This window comes from Micromonospora sp. HUAS YX12, assembly GCF_040215685.1.
Taxonomy (GTDB): Bacteria; Actinomycetota; Actinomycetes; order Mycobacteriales; family Micromonosporaceae; genus Micromonospora; species Micromonospora tulbaghiae.
This window is the reverse complement of sequence record NZ_CP157974.1, coordinates 2745990-2768158: the sequence shown is the minus strand read 5'-3', so window position 1 is coordinate 2768158 and position 22169 is coordinate 2745990. Positions and strand designations below refer to the sequence as shown.

At 68.5% G+C, this 22169-nt stretch carries 17 protein-coding genes, 1 tRNA gene and 6 pseudogenes; 11 read left to right on the top strand and 13 right to left on the bottom strand.

Annotation, left to right across the window (positions count from 1 at the left end; all coding sequences use genetic code 11):
• Nucleotides 1-10: 10 nt before the first annotated feature.
• From ABIH81_RS13515 to ABIH81_RS13500, 4 genes are all read left to right on the top strand, one after another.
• On the top strand, nucleotides 11-685 hold the full coding sequence (locus ABIH81_RS13515; RefSeq protein ID WP_349880565.1) for a DUF305 domain-containing protein: 675 nt from the start codon (nucleotides 11-13) through the stop codon (nucleotides 683-685).
• Nucleotides 686-1001: 316 nt separating this feature from the next.
• Nucleotides 1002-1697 carry a winged helix-turn-helix domain-containing protein gene (locus tag ABIH81_RS13510; protein WP_026267749.1) on the top strand — a complete coding sequence of 232 codons (696 nt, stop codon included), beginning with the start codon at nucleotides 1002-1004 and terminating at the stop codon, nucleotides 1695-1697.
• 75 nt (nucleotides 1698-1772) lie between these two features.
• Nucleotides 1773-1844 (top strand) — tRNA-Arg (locus tag ABIH81_RS13505).
• A 65-nt stretch (nucleotides 1845-1909) separates the two neighbouring features.
• Entirely contained in the window at nucleotides 1910-2116 is a 207-nt protein-coding gene (locus ABIH81_RS13500; protein WP_349880563.1) for a hypothetical protein, read from the top strand.
• 387 nt (nucleotides 2117-2503) lie between these two features.
• Here ABIH81_RS13500 and ABIH81_RS13495 read toward each other — a convergent pair.
• A pseudogene (locus tag ABIH81_RS13495) lies at nucleotides 2504-2599 on the bottom strand (hypothetical protein); the annotation flags it as partial.
• Between the two features lie 296 nt (nucleotides 2600-2895).
• On the opposite strand from ABIH81_RS13495, the pseudogene ABIH81_RS13490 reads away from it, so the two are divergent.
• A pseudogene (locus tag ABIH81_RS13490) lies at nucleotides 2896-3731 on the top strand (IS5 family transposase).
• Nucleotides 3728-4135 carry a hypothetical protein gene (locus ABIH81_RS13485; protein WP_349880562.1) on the top strand — a complete coding sequence of 136 codons (408 nt, stop codon included), beginning with the start codon at nucleotides 3728-3730 and terminating at the stop codon, nucleotides 4133-4135. Before ABIH81_RS13490 ends, ABIH81_RS13485 begins: the two are co-directional and overlap by 4 nt.
• A 134-nt stretch (nucleotides 4136-4269) precedes the next feature.
• Here ABIH81_RS13485 and ABIH81_RS13480 read toward each other — a convergent pair whose 3' ends face one another.
• The 11 genes and pseudogenes from ABIH81_RS13480 to ABIH81_RS13430 all read right to left on the bottom strand — a co-directional run bounded on the left by ABIH81_RS13480 (nucleotide 4270) and on the right by ABIH81_RS13430 (nucleotide 16202).
• Complete coding sequence (locus tag ABIH81_RS13480; protein WP_349880561.1) at nucleotides 4270-4899, bottom strand: hypothetical protein; 630 nt, start codon at nucleotides 4897-4899, stop codon at nucleotides 4270-4272.
• Nucleotides 4899-6137, bottom strand: coding sequence for a hypothetical protein (locus ABIH81_RS13475; RefSeq protein WP_349880560.1), 1239 nt, complete (start codon nucleotides 6135-6137; stop codon nucleotides 4899-4901). Before ABIH81_RS13475 ends, ABIH81_RS13480 begins: the two co-directional genes overlap by 1 nt.
• 65 nt (nucleotides 6138-6202) lie before the next feature.
• Nucleotides 6203-6862, bottom strand: coding sequence for an ATP-binding cassette domain-containing protein (locus ABIH81_RS13470; RefSeq protein ID WP_199236037.1), 660 nt, complete (start codon nucleotides 6860-6862; stop codon nucleotides 6203-6205).
• A 124-nt stretch (nucleotides 6863-6986) separates the two neighbouring features.
• Nucleotides 6987-7349 (bottom strand): hypothetical protein, encoded by a 363-nt coding sequence (locus ABIH81_RS13465; protein WP_109904541.1) that lies wholly within the window; start codon nucleotides 7347-7349, stop codon nucleotides 6987-6989.
• Between the two features lie 201 nt (nucleotides 7350-7550).
• Nucleotides 7551-9182: a LysR family transcriptional regulator gene (locus tag ABIH81_RS13460; RefSeq protein WP_349880559.1), complete on the bottom strand. Its 1632-nt coding sequence runs from the start codon at nucleotides 9180-9182 to the stop codon at nucleotides 7551-7553.
• Between the two features lie 50 nt (nucleotides 9183-9232).
• Nucleotides 9233-9577, bottom strand: a complete 345-nt coding sequence (locus ABIH81_RS13455) for a hypothetical protein (RefSeq protein WP_349880557.1) — start codon at nucleotides 9575-9577, stop codon at nucleotides 9233-9235.
• A gap of 64 nt (nucleotides 9578-9641) precedes the next feature.
• Nucleotides 9642-10352: pseudogene (locus tag ABIH81_RS13450) on the bottom strand (IS3 family transposase); the annotation flags it as partial.
• A gap of 447 nt (nucleotides 10353-10799) precedes the next feature.
• The gene (locus ABIH81_RS13445) at nucleotides 10800-13274 is read right to left on the bottom strand and encodes an ATP-dependent Clp protease ATP-binding subunit (protein ID WP_349881095.1); all 2475 of its coding nucleotides are present in this window, start codon (nucleotides 13272-13274) and stop codon (nucleotides 10800-10802) included.
• 462 nt (nucleotides 13275-13736) lie between these two features.
• A pseudogene (locus ABIH81_RS13440) lies at nucleotides 13737-13970 on the bottom strand (mechanosensitive ion channel domain-containing protein); the annotation flags it as partial.
• 29 nt (nucleotides 13971-13999) lie between these two features.
• Entirely contained in the window at nucleotides 14000-14560 is a 561-nt protein-coding gene (locus tag ABIH81_RS13435) for a transposase (RefSeq protein WP_244296014.1), read from the bottom strand.
• Between the two features lie 398 nt (nucleotides 14561-14958).
• A pseudogene (locus tag ABIH81_RS13430) lies at nucleotides 14959-16202 on the bottom strand (IS256 family transposase).
• 230 nt (nucleotides 16203-16432) lie between these two features.
• Between ABIH81_RS13430 and ABIH81_RS13425 the strand changes: the two are divergent.
• Both ABIH81_RS13425 and ABIH81_RS13420 read left to right on the top strand, forming a co-directional pair.
• A complete protein-coding gene (locus ABIH81_RS13425) occupies nucleotides 16433-17116 on the top strand; it encodes a BON domain-containing protein (protein ID WP_349880556.1) in 684 nt (227 codons plus the stop codon).
• A gap of 271 nt (nucleotides 17117-17387) precedes the next feature.
• Entirely contained in the window at nucleotides 17388-17933 is a 546-nt protein-coding gene (locus ABIH81_RS13420) for an HdeD family acid-resistance protein (protein WP_349880554.1), read from the top strand.
• A 562-nt stretch (nucleotides 17934-18495) separates the two neighbouring features.
• On the opposite strand, the pseudogene ABIH81_RS13415 reads toward ABIH81_RS13420, so the two are convergent.
• A pseudogene (locus ABIH81_RS13415) lies at nucleotides 18496-18978 on the bottom strand (glycosyltransferase); the annotation flags it as partial.
• Between the two features lie 502 nt (nucleotides 18979-19480).
• On the opposite strand from ABIH81_RS13415, the gene ABIH81_RS13410 reads away from it, so the two are divergent.
• The 3 genes from ABIH81_RS13410 (at nucleotide 19481) to ABIH81_RS13400 (ending at nucleotide 22065) form a co-directional block, all read left to right on the top strand.
• Nucleotides 19481-19867: an ATP-binding protein gene (locus ABIH81_RS13410; RefSeq protein WP_167493834.1), complete on the top strand. Its 387-nt coding sequence runs from the start codon at nucleotides 19481-19483 to the stop codon at nucleotides 19865-19867.
• A 771-nt stretch (nucleotides 19868-20638) separates the two neighbouring features.
• Entirely contained in the window at nucleotides 20639-21874 is a 1236-nt protein-coding gene (locus tag ABIH81_RS13405) for an IS256 family transposase (protein ID WP_349880553.1), read from the top strand.
• On the top strand, nucleotides 21871-22065 hold the full coding sequence (locus ABIH81_RS13400; protein ID WP_349880551.1) for a hypothetical protein: 195 nt from the start codon (nucleotides 21871-21873) through the stop codon (nucleotides 22063-22065). The genes ABIH81_RS13405 and ABIH81_RS13400 overlap by 4 nt, the downstream gene beginning before the upstream one ends.
• The last annotated feature ends 104 nt before the right edge of the window (nucleotides 22066-22169 follow it).

Genomic DNA, 22169 nt, shown 5'->3' with positions numbered 1-22169 from the left:
GGACGCCGCGATGACCGCTCCGGTGACCACCGACAGCGACCTGGACGAGGCTCCGGCCGCCGACCAGGGCGGCCGGGGCGCGGTGCGCCGCTACGGTCTGCCGGCTGTGGTCGCCGCCCTCGTGGTCGGGCTGGTCCTCGGGTACGCGGGCGGCCTGCTCACCCCGACGCTCACCCGTCCGGGTGAGAACTCGGCGGAGGCCGGGTTCGCCCGGGACATGACCGCCCACCACACCCAGGCCGTGGCGATGGGTCTGCTGGCGTTCAGCCAGGGCCAGGATCCCGAGGTACGCCAGGTCGGCGTGGACATCGCCACCGGCCAGCAGGGCGAGATCGGCACCATGCAGACGTGGCTGCGGTCCTGGAGGCTGGACCCGACCGGCGAGCAGGCGCCGATGGCGTGGATGACGGACGGCGGCGGGCTGATCAAGAACGGCCTGATGCCGGGCATGGCGACGCCGGAGGAGATGGCGAAGCTGCGCGCGGCGGGCGGCCGCGAGTTCGACGTGCTCTTCCTCCAGATGATGATCCGCCACCACATCGGCGGGGTGCACATGATCGACGGCATCCTCGACGAGGGGCGCGACGACGACGTGCTGGCGGTCGCGCAGACGATGAAGAACACCCAGCAGAACGACCTGACCAACCTGAGCGCCGCGCTGAAGCGCCTGGGCGGCACCCCGTAACGCCCGCCCCGCCCGCCCCCGAGGCCCGGTCCCCCTCCCAGGGGGCACCGGGCCTCACCGTCCCCGCCCTCCCCCACCCTCGCCCCGCCCCTCCCACCCCCGCGATCTTGCAGTTGCGGCCCCCGGTGATGCCGGATTCGCCCCGCTATGGGAGGGCGGTAAGTGCAAGATCGCGCGGCTGGTGGGCCGGCGGCGGCCCGGGATGTCCTGGTTTGGGGGTTTGTAACGGTTTGGGGTTAACGGGTCATTGTGGGGGTTAGAGACTTTTCTACCCACATATCGTGACCAGTTGCGATTCGGGCTCGTTGCCCAAGACGTGGGGGTTGCACTCAGAGACGCAGGGCGGTCGGTGACCAGCTGGTGCCGACGCCACACCATCGGCGGTGACGGAGCGGTGGCAGCCGTCCGTCGCGGACTGCGGCAGGGCGAGCCGGGAACGCTCAGCCGCGAACAGGAACTCGAACTCATCGACGTGCTCCGGGGCGTCCACCCCGACGAGTTCGGCCTCGACGAGGAGCTCTGGACACGGCAGAGCCTGACCGCCCTCATCGAGCGCCGGTTCGGGCTGGCGATGGACGCCGGCACCGTCGGGGCGTACCTGCGGGCCTGGGGGCTCGGGCCGCGCGAGCCGCGCGAGCGGGCCTGCGGCCTGTGCGTCGGCGCGGTCGAGCGCTGGGTACGCAGCGAGTACCCGGCGATCACGCGGGCGGCCCAGGAGCACGCCGCGGAGGTCTACTGGATCGGCCGGGTACGCCTGCGCGGCACCATGCCCGCCGCCGACGTGGTCTCGGCGGTCTCCTCGCGGGGACGGGTGCGGTTCATGGTCACCACGCCGTCGGTGGACCCGCCGCTGCCCCGGGACTTCGTGCTGCGGCTCAGCGGCGCCGAGGAGCGCACGGTGCACCTGATCGTGGACGGCTCGTGGCCGCGCAACGAGTGGCCCCGCCGGCTGCCCCGGCGGGTCGTGCTGCACCCGCTGCCGAGCTGCGGCCGCGCCGTCGCCGCGGCCTGATCCGACGAAGATCGACTCGCGGGGTACCGATTCGGTGATCCGGGAGGGAGTTTGCTACTCTTCTCGGGTCGCTGAGCCCCCGTAGCTCAGGGGATAGAGCACCGCCCTCCGGAGGCGGGGGCGCAGGTTCGAATCCTGCCGGGGGCACGTAGAACATGGGAACGGATTTGATCGACAGGGGCGGACGCCAACGCGTCCGCCCCGTCTGTGTCGTGTTGGGGCTGCCGCTGCCTCGGGGACTTGCCCGTGGCGTCGGCAGCAGCCTGGCTGATGAGGTCGACCATCTCGGCGCGTACGGCGACGCGCAGTGTGATCCGCTGGAGGTGTCGGTCGTACCGGATCTCCAGTTGGAAGGCGTCGAACAGCTGCCTCTGCTTCTCGTCGGGCAGGTCGAGCACGTTCAGATCAACGTGAGGTAGCTGGTCCACCAGTTCGCGGGTTCCCGCCCCCTTCGGCTGTGCGGCCTTGGCCAGCTCCTGGAGTTCAGAAGCGAGTACCTGCTTCCGTTTCGCGTTGGCAGCGAACTGCTGCTGAATGCCGGTCCGCCATTGCGCGTCGATCTCGGGGTCGCCCGAACTCGTCATCTGCTGAAGTGACAAGATCAGGTTCTTGTTGGCCGCATCAAGATCGTTGATCTGCCGGGCGTGCGCGGCAGCCATCGCCTCCGTGCCGGACCGGATGGGCTCGTCTGCCGGTCCCTCCAGGTAGTCCAGCCGGTGGGCGCCGAACACCCTCTCGTTGAAGAACCGTGCGACGAAGGTGTCAACGATGTCTTCGTTCACGGTGAGAGCAGGTGGGTGGATTTCGTACCACATCTCGTTCTTGTGATGCTCGCGTTTGGTGACGCAGGCGTAGTACGTGTCGTCGGGGCGGGTTTTCCTTTGGCGGGTCTTTCCGGACATGCGTCGTGAACAGATGTCGCACTTGATGTAGGACCGGTATCGGTAGCTGCGCTTGGTCTTGGGGTGGGCGTTTGTGCTGGCCTTCGACCGCGAACCTTGCCGGTACCGCCCAACGGGACTGCCTGCGTCGAAATAGGCGCGGGTCGTCAGAGGGCGGTCCGCAGTAACTTGGTCTGATCTATGCGTTGCGTCCAGTTGGTAGCCTTTCGGCAGGTTCGCTACGGATAGCGGCGGGTCGACGGGTTGAATGTGAGTTCTGGTCGTGACCGTCAGGCGGATGGGGCGTTAGCCCGGTCATGGGTGATCGAAAGCCGTACCCGAGCGATGTCAGCGACGAGCAGTGGGAGCTGATCGGACCGTTTCTGCAGGCGTGGAAGTCCAAGCGCGTCGCGGTGTCGGTGTCGGGCCAGCCAGGCGACTACGACCTGCGGGAGATCGTGAACCGATCTTCTACCAGAACCGGACCGGTTGTCAGTGGGCGTACCTGCCGCACGACCTGCCGCCGAAGTCGGCCACGTACTACTACTTCGCGCTGTGGCGTGATGACGGCACCGACCAGGTGATTCACGATCTGTTGCGCTGCCAGGTCAGGGAGAAGGCGGGCCGTCGGGAGGATCCGAGCGCGGTCGTGTTGGACACCCAGTCCATCCGGGCGGCGAACCACGTCCCGGCCGCGACGACCGGCAAGGACGCCGGGAAGAAGGTGTCGGGGCGTAAGCGGGGCCTGGCGGTGGACGCGTTGGGGCTGGTCATCGCGGTCGTGGTGACCGCGGCGTCGGTCACCGACAACGCCATCGGCATCCGGCTGCTCGACAAGGTCACCGAACACACCCCGACGGTGAGCCGCGCCTGGGTCGACGCCGGGTTCAAACAGGACCTCGCGCTGCACGGCGCCGTCCTGGGCATCGACGTCGAGGTCGTCAAGCGCTCGGACACCCGGCCCGGGTTCGTGCCGATCCGCAGACGGTGGATCGTCGAGCAGGTCAACGGCACGCTGATGCTGCACCGACGCCTCGTGCGCGAGTACGAGAGCCGCCCCGAGTCCTCGGTGTCACGAACGTTGTGGGCGTCGACGGCGAACATCGTGCGGCGGCTGACCGGAACCAGCACACCTTCCTGGCGGCACCGGTGAATCTTCCCACGGTCCTCGACCTGATCATCGACCGCGAAGCCACCGCACGCCGGCACGCCGACCGGCTACGCGAGCAGATCACCGCCCTGACCGGCGAACTCGCCCGCCTCGACGGCGAACTGGCCGACCTGGCCACGACCCGCACCACCCTGCGCACCCTCGCCGCCGCCGAGTTCACCGCCGACGACCCCACCATCGCCAGCGGCCCCTACCAGCAGATCCTGACTGTCCTCGGCACCGCGCCCGCCGGCATGCGAGCTAAAGGCATCTGCCTCGCCCTCGGCGTCGAGCCCTCACCGAAACACGTCGAAGGCACCCGCGCGAAGCTGAAACGCATGGTCAACCGCCAGGTCCTCACCGAAGACGAACCCGGAGTATTCACCCTCAACCCGAAACGGACCTAACACTCCGAACCGCCCTCTCAGGCAGCGTCGTCGTCAGCCGGGCATGCACGCGCGCCCGTTTGCAGTGTCCTCAGCGTGCGTTGAGCAGGCAGGGGATGGGGCGGTTGGGCTGAGCCGTCAGGCTGAGTTCGTGGTCACGGACGGTTGGGCCATGGAACGGCTCGTAGGCGCCAACTGAGGACGAGGGCCAGGAGCGCTACTGTGGTCGTGATCCAGTAGTTGGTGTGCCAGGATCGGCCGGTGGAGAAGATCTTGCTGAGTAGCGATTCCGGTAGGGCTTGCTGAGCGACCACGAGTAGTGCGAACAGGGATGGCGTGGCGACGGTGGCGACCAGCGGGCCGAGAATGAGGCAGAGAATCGCGCCGGTGCTTGTGAAGACCACCACATTGCCGATGAGGCCGTGCAGGGGTGGGAACTGCGTGTCGGGGTGACGGATGGTGATCACCCAGTGCCAGACCGGCAGGACGGCCAGTGGGGCTGCGAGCATGATCGTGGAGTAGGTCAGGTGTCCGAGCCGCGCGGACCGGCGCGCGGTGAGTTCTCGCCCGTCGAATCGTGGAGTGGTGATCGCCGGAAGAACGCTGGCCAGCGCGATGGTAACTAGCTCCGGGGTGCCAACGCCTCGGGGCGGCAGGTCGAACACCGTGCTGACCGACAGACTCAACTCGGGAAACGCGGCAGCGATAACCAGTGCGACGACGATGACGGTCGAGGCGAGTGGCCCGCCGCGGGCGTGCCAGAGTCCGGCGACGCGGCCACGCATCACGGAAGGCTGGCGGGTGAGAGTAGGCACGATCGGATCAGCTGTTGGTTGATCTGGACGAACTCGATGAGTTGCTCGGCGTTCATGGTTGCCAGTTTCTGCGCTGCTGACGGTGGTTGGGCTGGTGCCACGGTGTTCGCCAGTTGGGCGAAGCCGGCTAGTTGAAGAATTCGTCCTTGCAGCACCGCCGCGATGTCGCGGCCTTCGATAGATCGGCCCGGCTGCGAGCAGGCGCGGAGGGTCATGGCTTCGCTCACGAGGAAGGCGACCTGGTCGGGGATGGTGGCGGCGACGAAACGACGGTCGAGAGGACCTGGATTGAGTTCAACGAATGCCTCTCCAGGGCGCGGCTTGTCGTGATCGGAGACCGCGAAGTCCGTCACACGGCGCAGCACCGGGGCCAGTCCCGCATCGCGCAAGCGCCCAACGACATCGACGGTTCGAGCCATCGCCGGAGCGTTAGCCGCATGTAGGCACACCTCCGTGTCCTGCACCTGCTGACACGTGCGCGCGACGGGGCGGTCCACGACATACAGTTCCGGCCGCCAGGCGAACGCGATCGCCGTGAGAGCTGCCGCTGCGGCTAGCCACGTCAGTAAGAGGCGGCCGTTGCTGCGGACCGACCCGCGTGACCTGGCCCAAGATGCCAGCGAGGCGGCGAGCAGGCAGATCGCGGTGGAGGCCACAACGGCGAAGATGGTCGTCGGGGGATTTAACTCGAACCTGGGGGTGGTGACGAACTGCCGCACCGGCAGGATCAACCCGATCGGTGTGAGCAGCGATGTATTGGGCAAGCCCATGACCGCGAAGGCGAGCAGCCCGACCGCGGGTGCGATCACCCAGTGCCGGACGGCCACGCCGAGGCAGAAACCGATCGAGGTCAACGTGGCCAGGCCGGCCAGGCCGACGATCACGTCCTGCAGTGCCAAGGCTCCGGCGGTAGCCTGGCGTGCCGCAGTGATCTCAATCGGAACCAGCCCGACGGCGTGCCCCAGGCAGAGCCAGAACGCCAGGGCAAGCCCATGGATGAGGAACAGGCCGTGGTCCACTCTCGGCCGCAGCGGCGCGGCCACTGGCGACGATCTCGGGAAGTAGGCCGCGCCCAGTGCCGCAGCTGCGGCAGCCGCCACCGACCCAGGGATCCACAGCGACTCATGCCAGGCGGCGGAGACGGCCGCCCAAGTGACGTAGTCGGCGGCGAGCATGCTCCTGTTGATAAGAAACGAACCGGCAGCCATCAGGGCACCTGCGGCCGGGAACACCCAGAGCGGGCCGGGCCAGCCGAGTAGCAGACGTATCCGGCTCATTCGGCACCACCGAACGACATGATCAGGTCGTCGTAGGCGCATTCGAACGGCGACCCCGGTCGGCCATCGACGCCGGTTTGGGTCGTGGCCAGTCCCGCCAGGGGACCTTGATACCGGATCTTGCCGTCGGCCAGGACGGCGACGGTATCCGCGAGATGCTCGACGTCCTCGGTCAGGTGGGTGGATAGCAGCACCGGCCGCTCGGTCCCCAGATGCCGGATCACCTCTCGCACCTTGAGTCGCTGCCCAGGGTCGAGACCGACTGTGGGCTCGTCCAGAATGACGATCCGTGGATCGTGCACGATGCCGGTGGCGAGGGCGACTCGTTGGCGCTGTCCCCCGCTGAGGGTGCGGATCCGCCGTGACCCCAGGTCCAGCGCCTGCATCTTGTCCAGCGCCACGTCGACCGCCTTGTCCGTCCGCGCGGCGTCCACGCCGCTGAGCCAGGCCGCGTAAGCGACGAGGTCGCGCACCTTCGCCAAGCCGGGAAGCGACGGGTTCTGCGGCACGTACCCGATCAACGCCTGCGCCGCCTTGCCGTCGCTGACATTGCGACCGTCGATGACCACCCGTCCTTGATCGGGCCGCGCCAACCCGACGATGCACTTGATCAGCGTGGTCTTCCCCGCCCCGTTCGGGCCCAGCAGGGCGGTCACTCCTCGACCGACGGTGCAGGAGGCGCCGGTAAGCACCCGGCGCCTCCTGTATGAGAACGAGAGGTCCTGAACCTCAACTGTGCCCGTCACTCAATGAACCTCTGTCCTCGTTCGAACGATCCGGTCAGCAGCGGTAGGCCCGCGACGACTCGGCCGACGCCCCGCTGCTGGACTCGAACCTCGAGTAGTAGTTGCCATCGCCGTTTCCGCAGGACCCGTCCACCAGCGCCGTTCCTGCGTCGAAGGACTTCTCGCCCACCTTGTCGTCGGGCCAGTTGTTCCGGTCCTCATAGATGTAGCCGGTGCCGGGAATCGTGTTGGAGCAGCCCTCGCGGCCGACCCATGCGTTGTTGTCGGAGTCCGGCACGTCGGCGCGGAGGGTGCAGGCCTGCACCGTGTTGGAGCCGGCGACGGCGACCCCGGCCCCCACGCCGACCAGGGTGAAGGCGAACGCGCCAGTAGCCAGCGCCCGTGAGATCTTTCGCATAACGACCCTTTCCGTAGTCGCTGCACGCCGCGCGGTTCACGGCGACTCAGCGAAACCTGACTGGGTTGTGATCCACTCGCCGGCTGGGGTCACTCATTGCAGTCGATACCTTGCCTACGGTGCCTGTCAAGGCTCCACGCCGAAGGACTTCATCGATATTTATGATCATTTCAAGCCTGGTCGGCGGCCGTTGTGTCCTGCTCATTGGCGTTGTGTGGTGCGGTCGCGGCGAGGATCGCCAGGGCGCCAGCCGCGTAGCGGTTTGGCGTACCGGTCAAGCAGTTCGGCGGCGCGCGGGTGTCCGAGCATGGCGAGCAGGGCGTGGCCGTCTTCGGTTGGGGTCATCGGGTGGCGGGGCCGGCCTCGGTTGAGCAGGGATTTACCGATGTCGGCCTCGAGCTTGGCGATCTGGGCGGTGAGGGTGGCGGCGCTGACCTTGATCGCGCGGGAGGCGACGTTGATGCTGGGGTAGCCGATAATCTGTTGGAAGCGGCGTAGTCGCAGCCAGCCGTGGGGTGGGCCTTCGACGGCGCGGCGGATCTCCTGCGGCAGGTCGGGGTGGGTGCGGCCGTGGGAGGGCATCCCGGCGAAGCCTTGCGGCCGTCGTGCGATGTTGAAGCGGATCAGGTTGCGGCGGACGGTTTCGGGGGTGAGCTCGACCTCGGCGGCGATGTCGGTGGCGGAGCGCTGGTGGACTTCGGTCTGTTCTCGGAGCCAGTCGGGGTCGAGTGGGACGGGCTTGTTCAGCGTGCGAAGGTCGGTGAGCTCGATGCCGTGGGCTTTGGCGTGTTTGGCGAGGAGTTTGCGGTGGATGCCGGTCTCGGCCTCGATGGTGCGCAGGTTCTTGCCGGCGTCCTGGTACTCGCGTCGGAAGAATTCAGCGGTCAGGAGCGCGGTGGCGCGCTCGCGCAGGCGTCGGCTGGCGGGTGGGGTGTTCCGGCCGTTGTGTTTGCCGGGTCGGTGCAGCTGGCTGATCGCGTAGCGGACGTGTTCGGTGGTGACGCCGAGCATGACGGCTGCGGCGCTGGCGGTGAGCCGCTGGCGGTTGATCAGCTGGTCGACTGCGGCGAGGTCGATGTCGTCAGGCTCGCGTCCGGGCAGGGTGAGCCCTGTGACGCAGTGCCCTGGAGGCGCCCAGGTCAATGGCTCGTCGATGGAGTGGGAGCGCAGCAGGGCGCGGGCGTAGTCGTGCAGGGCCTGGCGCAGCGGTGTGGATAGCCCGCCGTGGAAGGCGAAGAGGTAGTCGTTCTTGTCGCCGGCGTTCGGAAACGCCAGCGGATGCCGGGTGTTGGTGAGGCTCGCGCCGGTGAGCTGGACGAACAGGTAACGGCGGGCGTTGAGATGTCGCGTCGCCTGGCCGGGATGGGCGTCGACGGAGTAGCAGAGTTCTTCCCACTGGCGCCGGTTCATCGCAACGTCGGTGAACTGGGCACGGCGGCGGCGGTAGTCGATCGGGCTGCCGTGGATGTCGAGGTAGTCGGCGAGGTTGACCAGCGCGGTGAGCACGTCCGGGTTCCGCTCGGCGAGCAGGCTCAGTGTGCGGGATCTGTTGCCGCGCCAGGGGGTGAGTTCGGCGGTGGCGGCCTTGTTGTGCAGCGGGTTGCCGGGCAGCAGCAGCGCGGCGGGGATGTCGGTGGCGATGGTGTCAGTGAACGACCCTGCCACCGGTCGTAGCCGGATGATCCATTCCGGCCAGAGGTATTCGGGTAGGTGCCGGGCGCGTTCGGCTGCGACGGCTGCGGACTCACGGGTGACGAGCCGGGGCGTGCTGGTGGGGGTGCGGTAGCGCAGCCGGTCGGTGGGAATCAGGTGCGCGTCGGCGGCGGACAGCAACTGTCGGGGTACGGCCTGGAGTGCAGAGCTAGATGATCGATTCCAAGGGGTCAGTGGTCGTACGCGACCAGAGATCGCATGATCGGTTGGCCGGTGTGCCAGTTGTGCCAGATCGCGGCGGTCAGGGCAAGAACGCGTTGCAGGACCCGGACCGCGACGCCGGTGATGGTACGACCACCATGCTGTTCAAGATCCAGTTGGCCTTTGAAGGTCTGGTTGACCGATTCGATGCTCTGCCGTACGGCGCGGAGCAGGCCGCGGCCGGGGCGTGCCGGTTCGGTGCGGTACGCGGGTCGTACGACGGTGATTCCGCTGTCGTTGAGCCAGGTTTCGGTGTCGCGGTCGCGGTAGCCCTTGTCGACGATGAGGATCAGCCCGTCCGGGTGGTGGAACATGTTCGGCTGCAAGGTGACCAGGTCGGTGAGAACGGGGCTTGACCCCTGATCCTGGACACGGGGGTTATGCGGCCGGGGCCAGCGTAGCTGGCGCTGGGCGGGTGTTCTTCTCGTAGGTGATCGGTGATTGCTGTCCGAGCCTGGAGTGGCGTCGAACGGTGTTGTAGCGGTGCAGCCAGCGGAAGGCGGCGAGTCGGGCTTCGCGTTCGTCGATGAAGGCGCGGCGGCCCTGGAGGGTCTCGCGTTTGAAGGTCGCGTTGAACGACTCCGCTGCGGCGTTGTCGGCGGAGCTACCGACCGCGCTCATCGACTGCCGGACCCCTGCGGTGGTGCAGGCGGCGGCGAAGGCCCGAGAGGTGTATTGCGCTCCGTGGTCGGTGTGCATGATCGCCCCGTCGAGGCTGCCCCTGGTGCGCTGCGCTGCATGGAGAGCGTCGATGACCAGGTCGGTGCGCATGTGATCGGCGATCGCCCAGCCGGCGAGGCGGCGGGAGTGCAGGTCGATGACGGTGGCCAGGTAGAGGAAGCCGCGGTCTCCGACCGGCAGGTAGGTGATGTCGCCGACGTAGCGCTGGTTCGGCGCGCCGGCGGTGAAGTCCCGGCCGATCAGGTCGGGTGCCTTCGCCGCGGCCGGGTCCGGCACCGTCGTACGAGTTCGCCTGCGCAACCGCAGCCCTTGTACGCCGAAGCGGCGCATCACCCGCGCGACTCGCTTACGGTTGACCAGCTGCCCGGCATCGCGGAGTTCGGCGGTGATCCGTGGTGCGCCGTAGGTCAGCGCACATCCCAGCCAGGCGTTAGCGCCCGGCCGCACCCGCAGTGAACATGGGTCGGCCGCGAACCACCACCTACCTCACGGCCGACCTGCCCTCTGTCGCCGCCGCGCTGGTCGCGATGACCGGTCAGCCACACCCGCTCGCCCCGCCGCTGCGGACGTGGCTGACAGGCCATGATGACCGCGGGAACCGCCAGCCGCATCGTCAGCCCCCGAGCGGCTGTCGCCAGGGATGTTCGGTCACCGCAGATCGGACTCGCAACCGCTCGCCGAGGGTGGGGAGCTGGCCGACCCGTCCCGGTTCACCGGCATCCTTGCCGACCGGCTGGCCCGCCGTGAGCCCGGCACTGTGACGGTGATCGGTTAGGCACGAGAAGGGGAGTGGCGTCATCCGGACGCCGCCCCCGCAGATCTCCTGCATGTCGTCAGCCCCGGCAGGCGCGGGCGTCATGTGCGGGCCGGCACGGCGGGCCGGACCGAGAGGTCGAGTTCGCCGCCGACGACGTTGACCTCGATGGTGTCGCCTGGATTCGCCCCGTCCTCGAGCAGCAGGGTCGACAGCCGGTCTTCCAACTCGCGCTGGATGCTGCGCCGCAGTGGCCGCGCCCCGTACTCGGGCTGGTAGCCCCGGTTGGCCAGCCACTGCGTGGCGTCCGGGCTGATCTCGAGGTTGATGTTCTGTGCGTGCAACCGACGGCGGGTGCGGTCCAGCAGCAGGCCGGTGATCTCAAGGAGCTGGTCCCGGTCCAGGCCGGTGAAGACGATGATCTCGTCGATCCGGTTGAGGAATTCCGGCCGGAACCGCTGCCCCAGCAGCCCCATCAGTTCCTCGCGCTGGTCGTTGACCGGACGCCCTGCCGCCTGCGCGGCCAGAATGCGGTCCGCGCCGATGTTGCTCGTCATGATCAGGATGGTGTTGCTGAAATCGACCGTGCGACCCTGTGCGTCGGTGAGGCGACCGTCGTCGAGCACCTGCAGCAGCGCGTTGAACACATCCGCATGCGCCTTCTCCACCTCGTCGAAGAGCAGCACCGAGTATGGCCGGCGCCGGACCGCCTCGGTGAGCTGACCGGCCTCCTCGTACCCGACGTAGCCCGGGGGCGCTCCGACCAGCCGGCTGACCGTGTGCTGCTCCTGGAACTCGCTCATGTCGAAGCGGATCATGCTGGACTCGTCGCCGAAGAGCGCCGCGGCGAGGGCTCTGGCCAGTTCGGTCTTGCCGACGCCGGTGGGTCCGAGGAAGAGGAACGACCCGTCGGGTCGCTGGGGGTCACTCAGCCCGGAACGCGATCGGCGTACGGCGGCCGCCACAGCCCGTACGGCCTCGTGCTGGCCGACCACGCGCTCGTGCAGTTGCTCCTCGATGCGCCTCAGCCTCTGCTTCTCCACCTCCGTGAGCTGGGTGACGGGAACACCGGTACGGCGGCTGACCACCTCGGCGATGTCGCTCATGCGCACCTCGGGCACCGGAGGCGTGCCCTCCTGCGCCGCCGCCAGGTCCCGCTCGGCCGCACCGATCTCGGCTTTCAGCGCACCCGCGCGCTGATAGTCCTCGTTCGCCACCGCGCTGTCCTTCTCCCGGCGCAGCTGGGACAGCCGCTTCTCGATCTCCTTCTTGTCCGGAGCGGGTGTGCGGGAACGCAGCCGGACCCGGGCGCCCGCCTGGTCGAGCAGGTCGATGGCCTTGTCCGGCAGAAACCGGTCGGTGATGTAGCGGTGGGACAGTTCAGCGGCGGCGTCCAGCGCTTCGTCCGTGTAGCGCACCTGATGGTGCGCCTCGTACCGGTCACGTATGCCCTTGAGGATCGCGACGGTGTCCTCCACGCTCGGCTCCGATACCAGGATCGGCTGGAACCGGCGCTCCAGCGCGGGATCCTTCTCGATGTAGCGACGGTACTCGTTCAGTGTCGTCGCACCGACCACGTGCAGTTCGCCGCGGGCCAGGGCGGGCTTGAGCATGTTGCCGGCATCCATCGCCCCCTCGCCACCGCCGCCCGCGCCGACAACGGTGTGCAGTTCGTCGATGAAGAGGATCAGCCCGTCCTCGCCCGACGTCACCTCCTGGATCACGTTCTTCAGGCGCTCTTCGAACTCACCGCGGTACTTGGTGCCCGCCACCATCCCGGACAGGTCGAGTGCGACCACACGCCGGTTGGCCAGGGTTTCGGGCACCTCGTCGTTGACGATGCGCTGCGCGATGCCCTCGACGATGGCCGTCTTGCCGACGCCCGGCTCGCCGGTGAGCACCGGATTGTTCTTCGTACGCCGGGAGAGCACTTCGATCGTGTCGTCGATCTCGTCGTCACGGCCGACGACCGGATCGAGCCGACCGGCCCGGGCGTCCTCGGTGAGGTCCCGCCCGTACTGGTCGAGGGTGGGGGTGCTGCTGGCCCCGCGCCCGTCGGCACCGCCCGCCGGCGGCGTGGGCCCGGTGACGGCCCCACCGAGCGCCCGCAACGCCCGGCCCGCGGTCGTCTCCGGGTTCGCGGCGATGCCGAGCAGGAGGTGTTCGGGGCCGATGTACGTCGCGCCGGACCGTCGCGACTCGCGGTGCGCGTCGAGCAGGGCGCGCTTCGCCGCCGGCGCGAGCGGAGGCGTGTCCTCGCGTGGCCTGCCCTTGGGGACGGCCGACTCTATCTGGCGGGCCAGGTCGTCGGGGTCGGCGCCGCTCGCGCCGAGCATCCGGCGGGTGGGGTCGGCCTGGGCGGCGGCCCACAGCAGGTGCTCGACATTGAGATAGGGACTGCCCCACTCCGTAGCCTGCTCGGCTGCCCGTTGCAGCAGTTGCCGCGACTCGGTGGAGAGCAGCCGGGACAGGTCGACCCGCTCCACCGGACGTCCCGCGAACGGATCCCCCCCGAAGAACCGACTCATCAGGTCGTCCAAGGAGCCGCCGGGGATGCGGAACGCGTCGAGCGACATCTCATACCCTTTCTGCCGGTGGGGTGGGTCCTCGGCACAGGCCCACCTGAACGCTACGCACCTTTCGCCCACAGAGTTGGCCTTTGCGGGTTTGTGGGGAGGCCAGGGTTTGTACTCGCTGCGGGTGCGGGGGAGCCACTGCGGGTGGTTGTCGCGGATGTAGCCGATCAGGCCCTCGCGGAGGTCGCAGCGGAGGTCCCAGGCGCTGGCCCCGTCGGCGGCTGTGGCCTGCACCTCGATCACGACGCTCGCTGCGATGGCATCGACCATCTGCAGAACCCACCGGCGCCGGTCCCACAGCGGTGAGGACTCGACCAGCCGTTGCGTCTCCATGCGCAAGTCCTCGAGGTCGGCGGTGTGGCCCACGTGGATCTGGACCTTGCCGACCACCCGCGCCTCGTGCCGGGACCAGTTCTGAAACGGGCGCTCGGTGAAGTACATCGTCGGCAGGATGAGCACCCGGTCGTCCCACAGCCGGACGACCACGTTGGTCAGCTTGACCTCTTCGACCCGGCCCCACTCACCCTCGATGACCACCACGTCTCCGACGTGCAGACCGTCCGAGAAGGCGACCTGAATACCGGCGAACGCGTTGCCCAGCACGGTCCGGGCGGACAGGCCGATGAGCGCGCCGACGACGCCGGCCGAGCCCAGGACGGAGATCCCGAACGCGCGGATGGGCGGGAACGTGGTCATGATCAGGCCGATGGCCACGATCGTGATCACTACCGCGGTGAACCGGACCGGGCCGAGGCGGTACGGCTGCGACGGGCGCGTGCGGGTATTCCGGACGAGGTCCGGCACCGGGAGAAGTGGCGCCTTGCTCTGGACATGCTCGACGAGATGCTCGAGCAGTGGGACTGGGTAAGGCATCGCAGGACGGCGATCGCCTCGTCGACGACCGCGGTGTTGGGTCCGGTGGCGGTATGCGCAGCGATACCGACCGACAGGGCATCGGCCTGGTCGGTCTTGCGGCCGTGTCCGGTCGACAACATCCGCACGCGGCGGGCCAGCTTCGCGGGCACGTCGACCACCCCGATGTCGTCGGCGGTCAGTCTGGCGGTCAGCGCGGCGCCGAGGCCGCCTGCGCCTTCGACTGCCCAGACGGCGTGCGGCCAGCGGCCGGCGAAGCGACGCAGTTGTCGATAGCCGTCGCGGTTGACCTCGACACGGATCGCGGCGACGGGTTGGAGTCGGCTGTCGACCGCCACAGCAGTCCATGACGCCTTGTGAGGATCGATCGCGATGACGACCGGTGCGGATGCTGAGGGCAGGGCCAGGGGCACGGGCTTCTCCTTGCGGAGCCGGATAGGGGAGTCCGGCGAGGAGGGCAGACCAACTTCGGGTTAAACAGACCTCTCTCGAGGCCACTCTCGCCGGCGGTTGCGATCGGGGCGCAGGCCGTTAGGGGGCCAGCCCGAAGGCGGCAGGTGTTTCCCGAGCGACCCCGACCGCAACCTCGAAGATCATGGCTGCAGACCCTGATCTCCGCCACCAATCCAACAAGTTGGTGTTTCCGGCTTGACCCGCCGGGTGTAGTGCCTGGCGAGGAAGGTGCCGTGATGACCCCGTCGCAGGTAAATGGTCGGATCTGAGCCGGTCGCCGAACAGTTCGGCCGGTTTGGGGGAGGTCACGTCCGCGCTGGTGGTGTAGGAGACGGCCATCGCGGGATCCGGTCTGATGTTATGCGGCGATCGGGGTGGGGTCGGGCTGGTCAGCGTCGTGTTGGTCGGTTTCGATCGTGACCATGCGAGCCTTGGCGAGGAGTTCCAGGCCCATGTAACGCCGGCCTTCGGTCCACTCGTCGGTCTGCTCGGCCAGGACCGCGCCGACGAGGCGGATGATCGCCGGGCGGTTCGGGAAGATCCCGACGACGTCGGTGCGGCGGCGGATCTCCTTGTTCAGGCGTTCCTGCGGGTTGTTCGACCAGATCTGGCGCCAGATTTCGCGTGGGAAGCCCGTGAACGCGAGCAGGTCGTCGCGGGCGGCGTCGAGGTGTTCGGCCGCAGCCGGGAACTTCGCCTCGATCGTGGCCACGACCCGCTGGAACTGCGCCCGAACAGCATCAGCGTCGGGCTGGTCGAAGATCGTCCGCACCAGGGTCGCGATCCACGGCTGCGCCGACTTCGGCACCTTCGTCAGCAGATTCCGCAGGTAGTGGGTGCGGCACCGCTGCCACGAGGCTCCCGGCAGCGCGGCGCCGATGGCGGCGACGAGGCCGGCGTGGGCGTCGGAGATGACCAGGCGGACGCCGGACAGACCGCGGGCGGTCAGCGAGCGTAGGAACGCCAGCCAGCCGGCGCCGTCCTCGTCGGCGGCGACGTCCACGCCCAACACCTCACGTTGGCCGTCGGCGTTGACCCCGACCGCGATCAGCGCGTGGACGTTGACCGTGCGACCGGCCTCGCGGACCTTCATCGTCAACGCGTCCATCCACACGAACGTGTAGTGCTCGCTGTCGAGGGCCGGTTGCGGAACGCCTCGACCTGCGTGTCGAGGTGGGTGGCCATCTCCGAGACCTGCGACTTCGACAGCTGCCGGATGCCGAGCTGCTCGACCAGCTTCTCCACCCGCCGCGTCGACACGCCGAGCAGGTAAGACGTGGCCACCACCGAGACCAGGGCCTGTTCGGCCCGCCGCCGGTGCGTCAACAGCCAGTCCGGGAAGTAGGAGCCCTGCCGCAGCTTCGGGATCGCCAGATCGATCGTGCCGGCCCGGGTGTCCCACTCCCTCGGCCGGTAGCCGTTGCGGGAGTTGACCCGCTCGTCGCTGCGCTGCCCGTAGCCGGCGCCGCAGATCGCGTCCGCTTCGGCGGACATCACCGCCTGCGCGAACGTCTTGATCATCGCCTGCAACAGATCCGGCGACGCGCCCGCGATCTGCTCGCACAGCAGGTCAACAGGGTTCACACTCTCAGATGCGGCCATCGCGCATCACTCTCCTTCACTCGGACTTAGCCGTCTCGAAGGATCGCGCGGTGGCCGTCTCTCATCTACGCAACACGCCCATCACGGGCAAGTCGTACACCACTCCCGTGGACGCAACCTTTGGGGGATGAGGGGTCACCCGCTTGGTTATGCCTGCCGTGATGTGCGGACGGTGCGGGCGTGGGGGCGCAGCATCAGGTCAGGAAGCCACGAACCTGGAGGGAACAGGAATGACTACTGCGACGATGACCCGAAGCGATGAGCAGATCCAGCGAGATGTGCTGGCTGAGTTGAAGTGGGACGCCCGCGTCCAGCCCAACGAGATCGGCGTGTCGGCCAAGGACGGGGTGGTGACCCTGACCGGGTGGGTCGACTCGTTCGTGAAGAAGTGGGCCGCTGAGCAGGCGGCACACCGCGTACGGGGGGTGAAGGCGGTCGCGAACGACATCGAGGTGCGGTTGCCGACCTCGACGGAGCGCACGGACCCGGACCTGGCGGCGGCGGCGACCCGGGCCCTGGAGTGGGATGCGCTGGTGCCGAGCCAGAACATCCACGTAACCGTCACCAGGGGATGGGTGACCCTGAGCGGCGAGGTCGAATGGGAATACCAGCGACGGGCGGCGGAGCGGGCGGTGCGCCGACTGTCCGGGGTGCGGGGAGTGACCAACCAGATCTCCCTGCGGCCGCGAACGAGGGTGGACCTGGCGGAGGCGCGGCGCCGGATCGAGGAGGCGCTCGTCCGTACCGTGGACACGCCCGGCGAACGGCTCACCGTGACCATCGAGGGCGACAAGGTCATCTTGACCGGTGTGGTCCGGTCCTGGCGTGAGCGCGAAGAGGCAGCGCGGGTTGCCTGGTCGGCCCCAGGAGTGACGCAGGTGGAGAACCGCATCGTGGTCGTGCCCGAGGACTAGACGCGGGCCCCGGCCGTTGTCCTCCGGCGTCCGCTGGCCCCGGTCGGACGTTCGCGTGGCGATCCGTCAGAGAGGGCCGCCTGGCGTGGCCGCCTGCCGTCTCACATCGGCCCAGCCCTCTCTGACGACCACGCCGCACCTGCGGATCCCGCCTAGGAACGTCGCCGCACCCTCGGCAGGTGCATGCACACGTGCTGCCACTGGCAGCGGCGCGAGGCGAAGGCGGGGAGGAACCGACGCGGGGGACCGCGTTTCATCGAGGAGTAAGGCGATGCGAAGTAGACAGGACGTCTGGTGGCAGGCCCTTCGGGGGGCCGCCGCGATCGTGTTCGGATTGCTCGCCCTGGCGTGGCCCTCGGTGACGGCGCTCGCCCTCGCTGTGCTGTTCGGCGTGTACGCGCTCACCAGCGGAACGCTCAACCTGACTGGGGCTTTCAGCCGCGACAAAGCGGGCAAAGCTCGGCTGCTGCTTGTGCTGCGGGGTCTGCTCGGGATCGCGGCCGGCGTGGTGGCGCTGTTGTTGCCCGCGATCACGGCCCTGGCGTTGGCTGTGGTTATCGGGGTGTGGGCGGTCGCCACGGGCGTCCTGGAAATCGGGACGGCGGTGGTAGTGCGGCAGCACGGCCGAGGGCTGCTCGCCGTGGTCGGGGTCTTGTCGATTGTGGCCGGCATCCTTGTGCTGCTCCGCCCCGACGTCGGCGCTGTGGCCATCGCTCAGGTGATCGGCGCCTACGCCATCGTGGTCGGCGCGCTGACACTGGCAGAGGCATGGCGACGGCGCCGCTCCGCAGCCAAGACTGAACGCCACGCTGGCTAACACGAACGCCACCCCGACGAGACCGTGACTTGTAGGTGTACCGTCCCCGCCACCTCGGCGTACACCCGAACCGAGGCAGCCTTGGCGGCCACGTCCAAGATGCGTAAGCCGTCCAGGTGAGGAAACACCACGCGCAAGAGATCAGAGAGCTGACATAGCGGAAGAACATCGATCAACGAGTCTCGATCACCAAGTTGGTGCCAGAGGCAAATCTGATTGGCCGTTGACAGCACCAGCAGTTGTCCTCCTGGCAGCGCAGCCGGGGCTGGCTTTGCACGGAACCGCACGGCAGCACGGCTGAACCCCTTTACGAGCCCGACACCCTCGCCAACGGGGTCGTTCAAGGGCCCGACAGCGGCACCCCAGCCACCGCCGCGTCTCCAGCGCCTTGGCCTGCGACGCACAAAGCGACGCGCATACCCGGGTGCCGAGCAGCGCGGTCAGGGCCGGGCCGGTACGACATCCAGAGCAACGTGTGCGACGTTGATCGTGTCGAGTCAGACCTTGTATCGAGCTGCCAGTTCATCCGGTTGGTCGGCTGGAGGGATTTGCTCAAGCAGTGCTAGTCCTTCACGGCAGCGCGCTGGTAGATCGGCTCGTAGTCGCGGGCCATCCGCTGCGTGGAGAGGTTCTCCGCCACGTGGGCGACGCAGGCCGCCGGGTCGAGGGTGGTCGCCTCGTGCAGCGCCGCCGGCAGTTCCTCGTCTGCCTCGCAGACCAGGCCGGTCAGGCCGGGTCGGACGAGTTCCGGGACGGCGCCGCGGTTGAGCGCGACCACTGGGGTGCCGGTCGCCATGGCCTCCACCATGACCATGCCGAAGGGCTCCTCCCACTGGATGGGCATGATCAGGCAGCGGGCGTCGATCAGCAGCTGCAGCACGGCCTCCCGGTCGGCGTTGAACACCACCGTGATGTCGTCGTCGAGCAGTGGCCGGATGACTTCGTCGTAGTAGCGGCGTTCGATCGGCTCATTGCACTTGCCAACCAGCATCAGCGGCAGGCCGGCGGCCCGGCACGCCTGGATGGCAACGTCCGGTCCCTTGTCCCCCAGCGCCCGGACGGGTTCGTCCCTCTTCCTCGGGCCCACCGGCGTCGGTAAGACCGAGTTGGCCCGGGCACTCGCCGCAGCGGTGCGCTGACGCTGCTCAACGCCACCGGTCAGGTCCGCCGCGTCCTGGACCTCACGGGCGTCCTGCCGCTGCTCGGCCCCGATGACGCTGCCCCGGGGCCGCTGCCGGGCGACGCGTGACCGGGCACGACGCTCAACGCCAGCGGCGAGTCTGTACGCGTCAGCGGCAGGAGTCGCTGGCGGCGAGCCTCGGCTGGCAGGTGCGGGCCGAACGGGTGGGCGGCTCGGCGTGATCGGGGATGGCGCGCTCCTCGCGGGCAGGCCAGGGCGGTGCGGTGGAACTGAACGAGATCCGTCGGTGACACCCGCTGCGCGCAGGCGGCTGGACGATGCCGTCTCCGGAGAGTTTTCACCTGGTCAGAGCGGGGTAGCGATGGTCGCTGTCAGGACGGGAGCCTCGGGAGACAGGATCACGGCCGTGAGCGAGTTGACCACGCACCTCGACCTTCCTGTCGGTGTCGACGCTCTCGCCGCCGCCCGCCAGGTCACCAAGGCCGCCCTGACCGCATGGGGGCTCGGTGACCCGCAGTGGGTGGACGACGCCGTGATGATCGCCGACGAGCTGGTGGCCAACGCGGTGCGCCACGGCGGCGGCTGCCTGCGCCTGCAGATCCGCGCTACAGACGGCAGGGTGACGATCGCGGCCGTCGACGGCTCCGCCGTCGTTCCCCGCCGCCGTGAGCCAGACGGCGACGGTGGCCGCGGTCTAGCGATCATTGAAGCGCTGTGCGACGAGTGGGGCGTCACTGACCTCGACGATGGTCACAAGTGCGTGTGGGTCCGACTGGCGCCACCGCCGTCGTGACCCGCGACGAGCTGCTCGATCGAGTTCCGGGGCCTGCGGAAACGGTCATCAGTGACGAGTGGTGCTGGTAGCGTCAGCGGCGCCGGGAGCGGCGGGCGCAGCCAGGCGGCTGGCTTCCTCATAAAGCGCCCGCCGCTCCCACCTGATCCACCGCAGGGACCGCCCGCGGCAGTGCGCACCGCGCGGTTCCGAGGCTGGTTCGCCTCGACGAACTCCCCCTCCGAGACCAGAGGGCGAGGGCAGGTGGTGAGCGTTTACGGCCGCCGCTGCCGTGAGGCCGTCGGAGGTCGATGGCTGCAGCGGATCCTCCCGGCCAACAGGGTCGCATGGCTGGCGACGGATGTCCCATTCGCTAGCGTTTAGCTGGCCTGGGGACCGGCAGTGGGTACCAGGTGGGGCAGACGAACGGCGAGAGCGAGGCGCTGGGGCTGCCGGACACCTTGACCTCGAGTTCGCGGGTGACGGTGAAGTTAGCGGGGCGGCTCGGCCTGAGCGCTCCTGTGGCGCCGGTGGTGAGTCTTGATCCTCTGTGGCTCGGCTGGGCCGTCTGCCCTTGTGTCCGTGCGTGTTGACCACAGCCTGCTGTGCGGGTTGTGGCGACGCCTGCCGCCCTGGTGCCTGCCCCTGCGCGGGGTCTGGCCGGTTGCGTCTAGCAGAGTGGTGTGCGGAAGGTTCGTCGATGCGTTGACGGACACGACGTACGAGACGTGAGGCGGTCACCGCGTGATCCTTCGATCTGAGTTACCCGCTCAAGATCAAGGAGATCACGCGATGACCCCGTCCAGTATCGACCCTGCCCGCTTCCTGCACGAGCAGTTGGCGTCCGCGTCACCGGACCTGCTGCGTCACCTGCTGACCACGTTCGTCGACACGCTGATGTCGGCCGAGGCGGACGCGTTGTGCGGCGCCGAGTACGGCGTCAGCAGCCCGGAACGGGTCAACGTCCGCAACGGCTACCGGCACCGCGACTTCGATACCCGCGCCGGCACCCTGGAGGTGGCCATCCCGAAACTGCGTTCCGGCACCTACTTCCCTGACTGGCTGCTTGAACGCCGCAAGCGGGCCGAAGCCGCGCTGACCTCGGTCGTGGCGACCTGCTACCTGCTCGGCGTGTCCACCCGGCGCATGGACAAACTCGTCCAGGCCCTGGGCATCACCGGCATGTCGAAATCCCAGGTCAGCATCATGGCCCGGGAACTCGACGAGCACGTCACCTCGTTCCGCACCCGGCCCCTCGACCAGGGCCCGTACACGTTCGTCGCCGCCGACGCCCTGGTCCTCAAGGTCCGCGAAGGCGGCCGCGTCGCCAACGTGCACGCCCTCGTGGCGACCGGCGTCAACGCCGACGGGCATCGCGAGATCCTCGGCCTGCAGGTCACCAGCGCCGAGGACGGCGCCGGCTGGCTCGCCTTCTTCCGCGACCTGAGCGCCCGCGGCCTGACCGGCGTGCGCCTGGTCACCTCCGACGCCCACCGCGGCCTGGTCGACGCGATCGGCGCCACCCTTCCCGGCGCCAGCTGGCAGCGCTGCCGCACCCACTACGCCGCGAACCTCATGTCGATCACCCCGAAAGCCTCCTGGCCCTGGGTGAAAACCCTGCTGCACTCCGTCTACGACCAGCCCGACGCCGCCTCCGTCCACGCCCAGTACGACCGACTCACCGACACCATCGCCGAGAAACTGCCCGCCGTCGCCGAGCACCTGGACACCGCCCGCGCCGACGTGCTGGCGTTCACCGCCTTCCCGAAGGAACTGTGGCGTCAGATCTGGTCCAACAACCCCCAGGAGCGGCTGAACCGTGAGATCCGCCGCCGCACCGACGTCGTCGGGATCTTCCCCGACCGCAACGCCCTGATCCGCCTCGTCGGCGCCGTCCTGGCCGAACAACACGACGAATGGACCGAAGGCCGCCGCTACCTCGGCCTCGACATCCTCACCAAAGCCCGCACCACACCCGCCACCGGCACCACGACCACCGACCTGCCCGTCCTGGAGACCGCAGCATGACCGGCCCGACACCAAACCCGCAGATCCCTGACCAGGCCGACCGGCAGGCACTCAACGCCGCGCTGCACGCCACCGGCGCCGAGACCGGCTTCTGGGACGACCACGGCCGCCCCGCACCCTGGCCCGACGACATCGACCAATGGACCCCCACCAGCGAGCCCATGCCCCCCGAACCCGAACAATCCTTCTAAATCACTACACCAGATCGAAAGGATCACGTCTCAACCGCGAAACACCACTCCCAGGGACTTGACCGTCTGGCCTGTTCATTGGCTCGACCATAGTGACGTTTGTC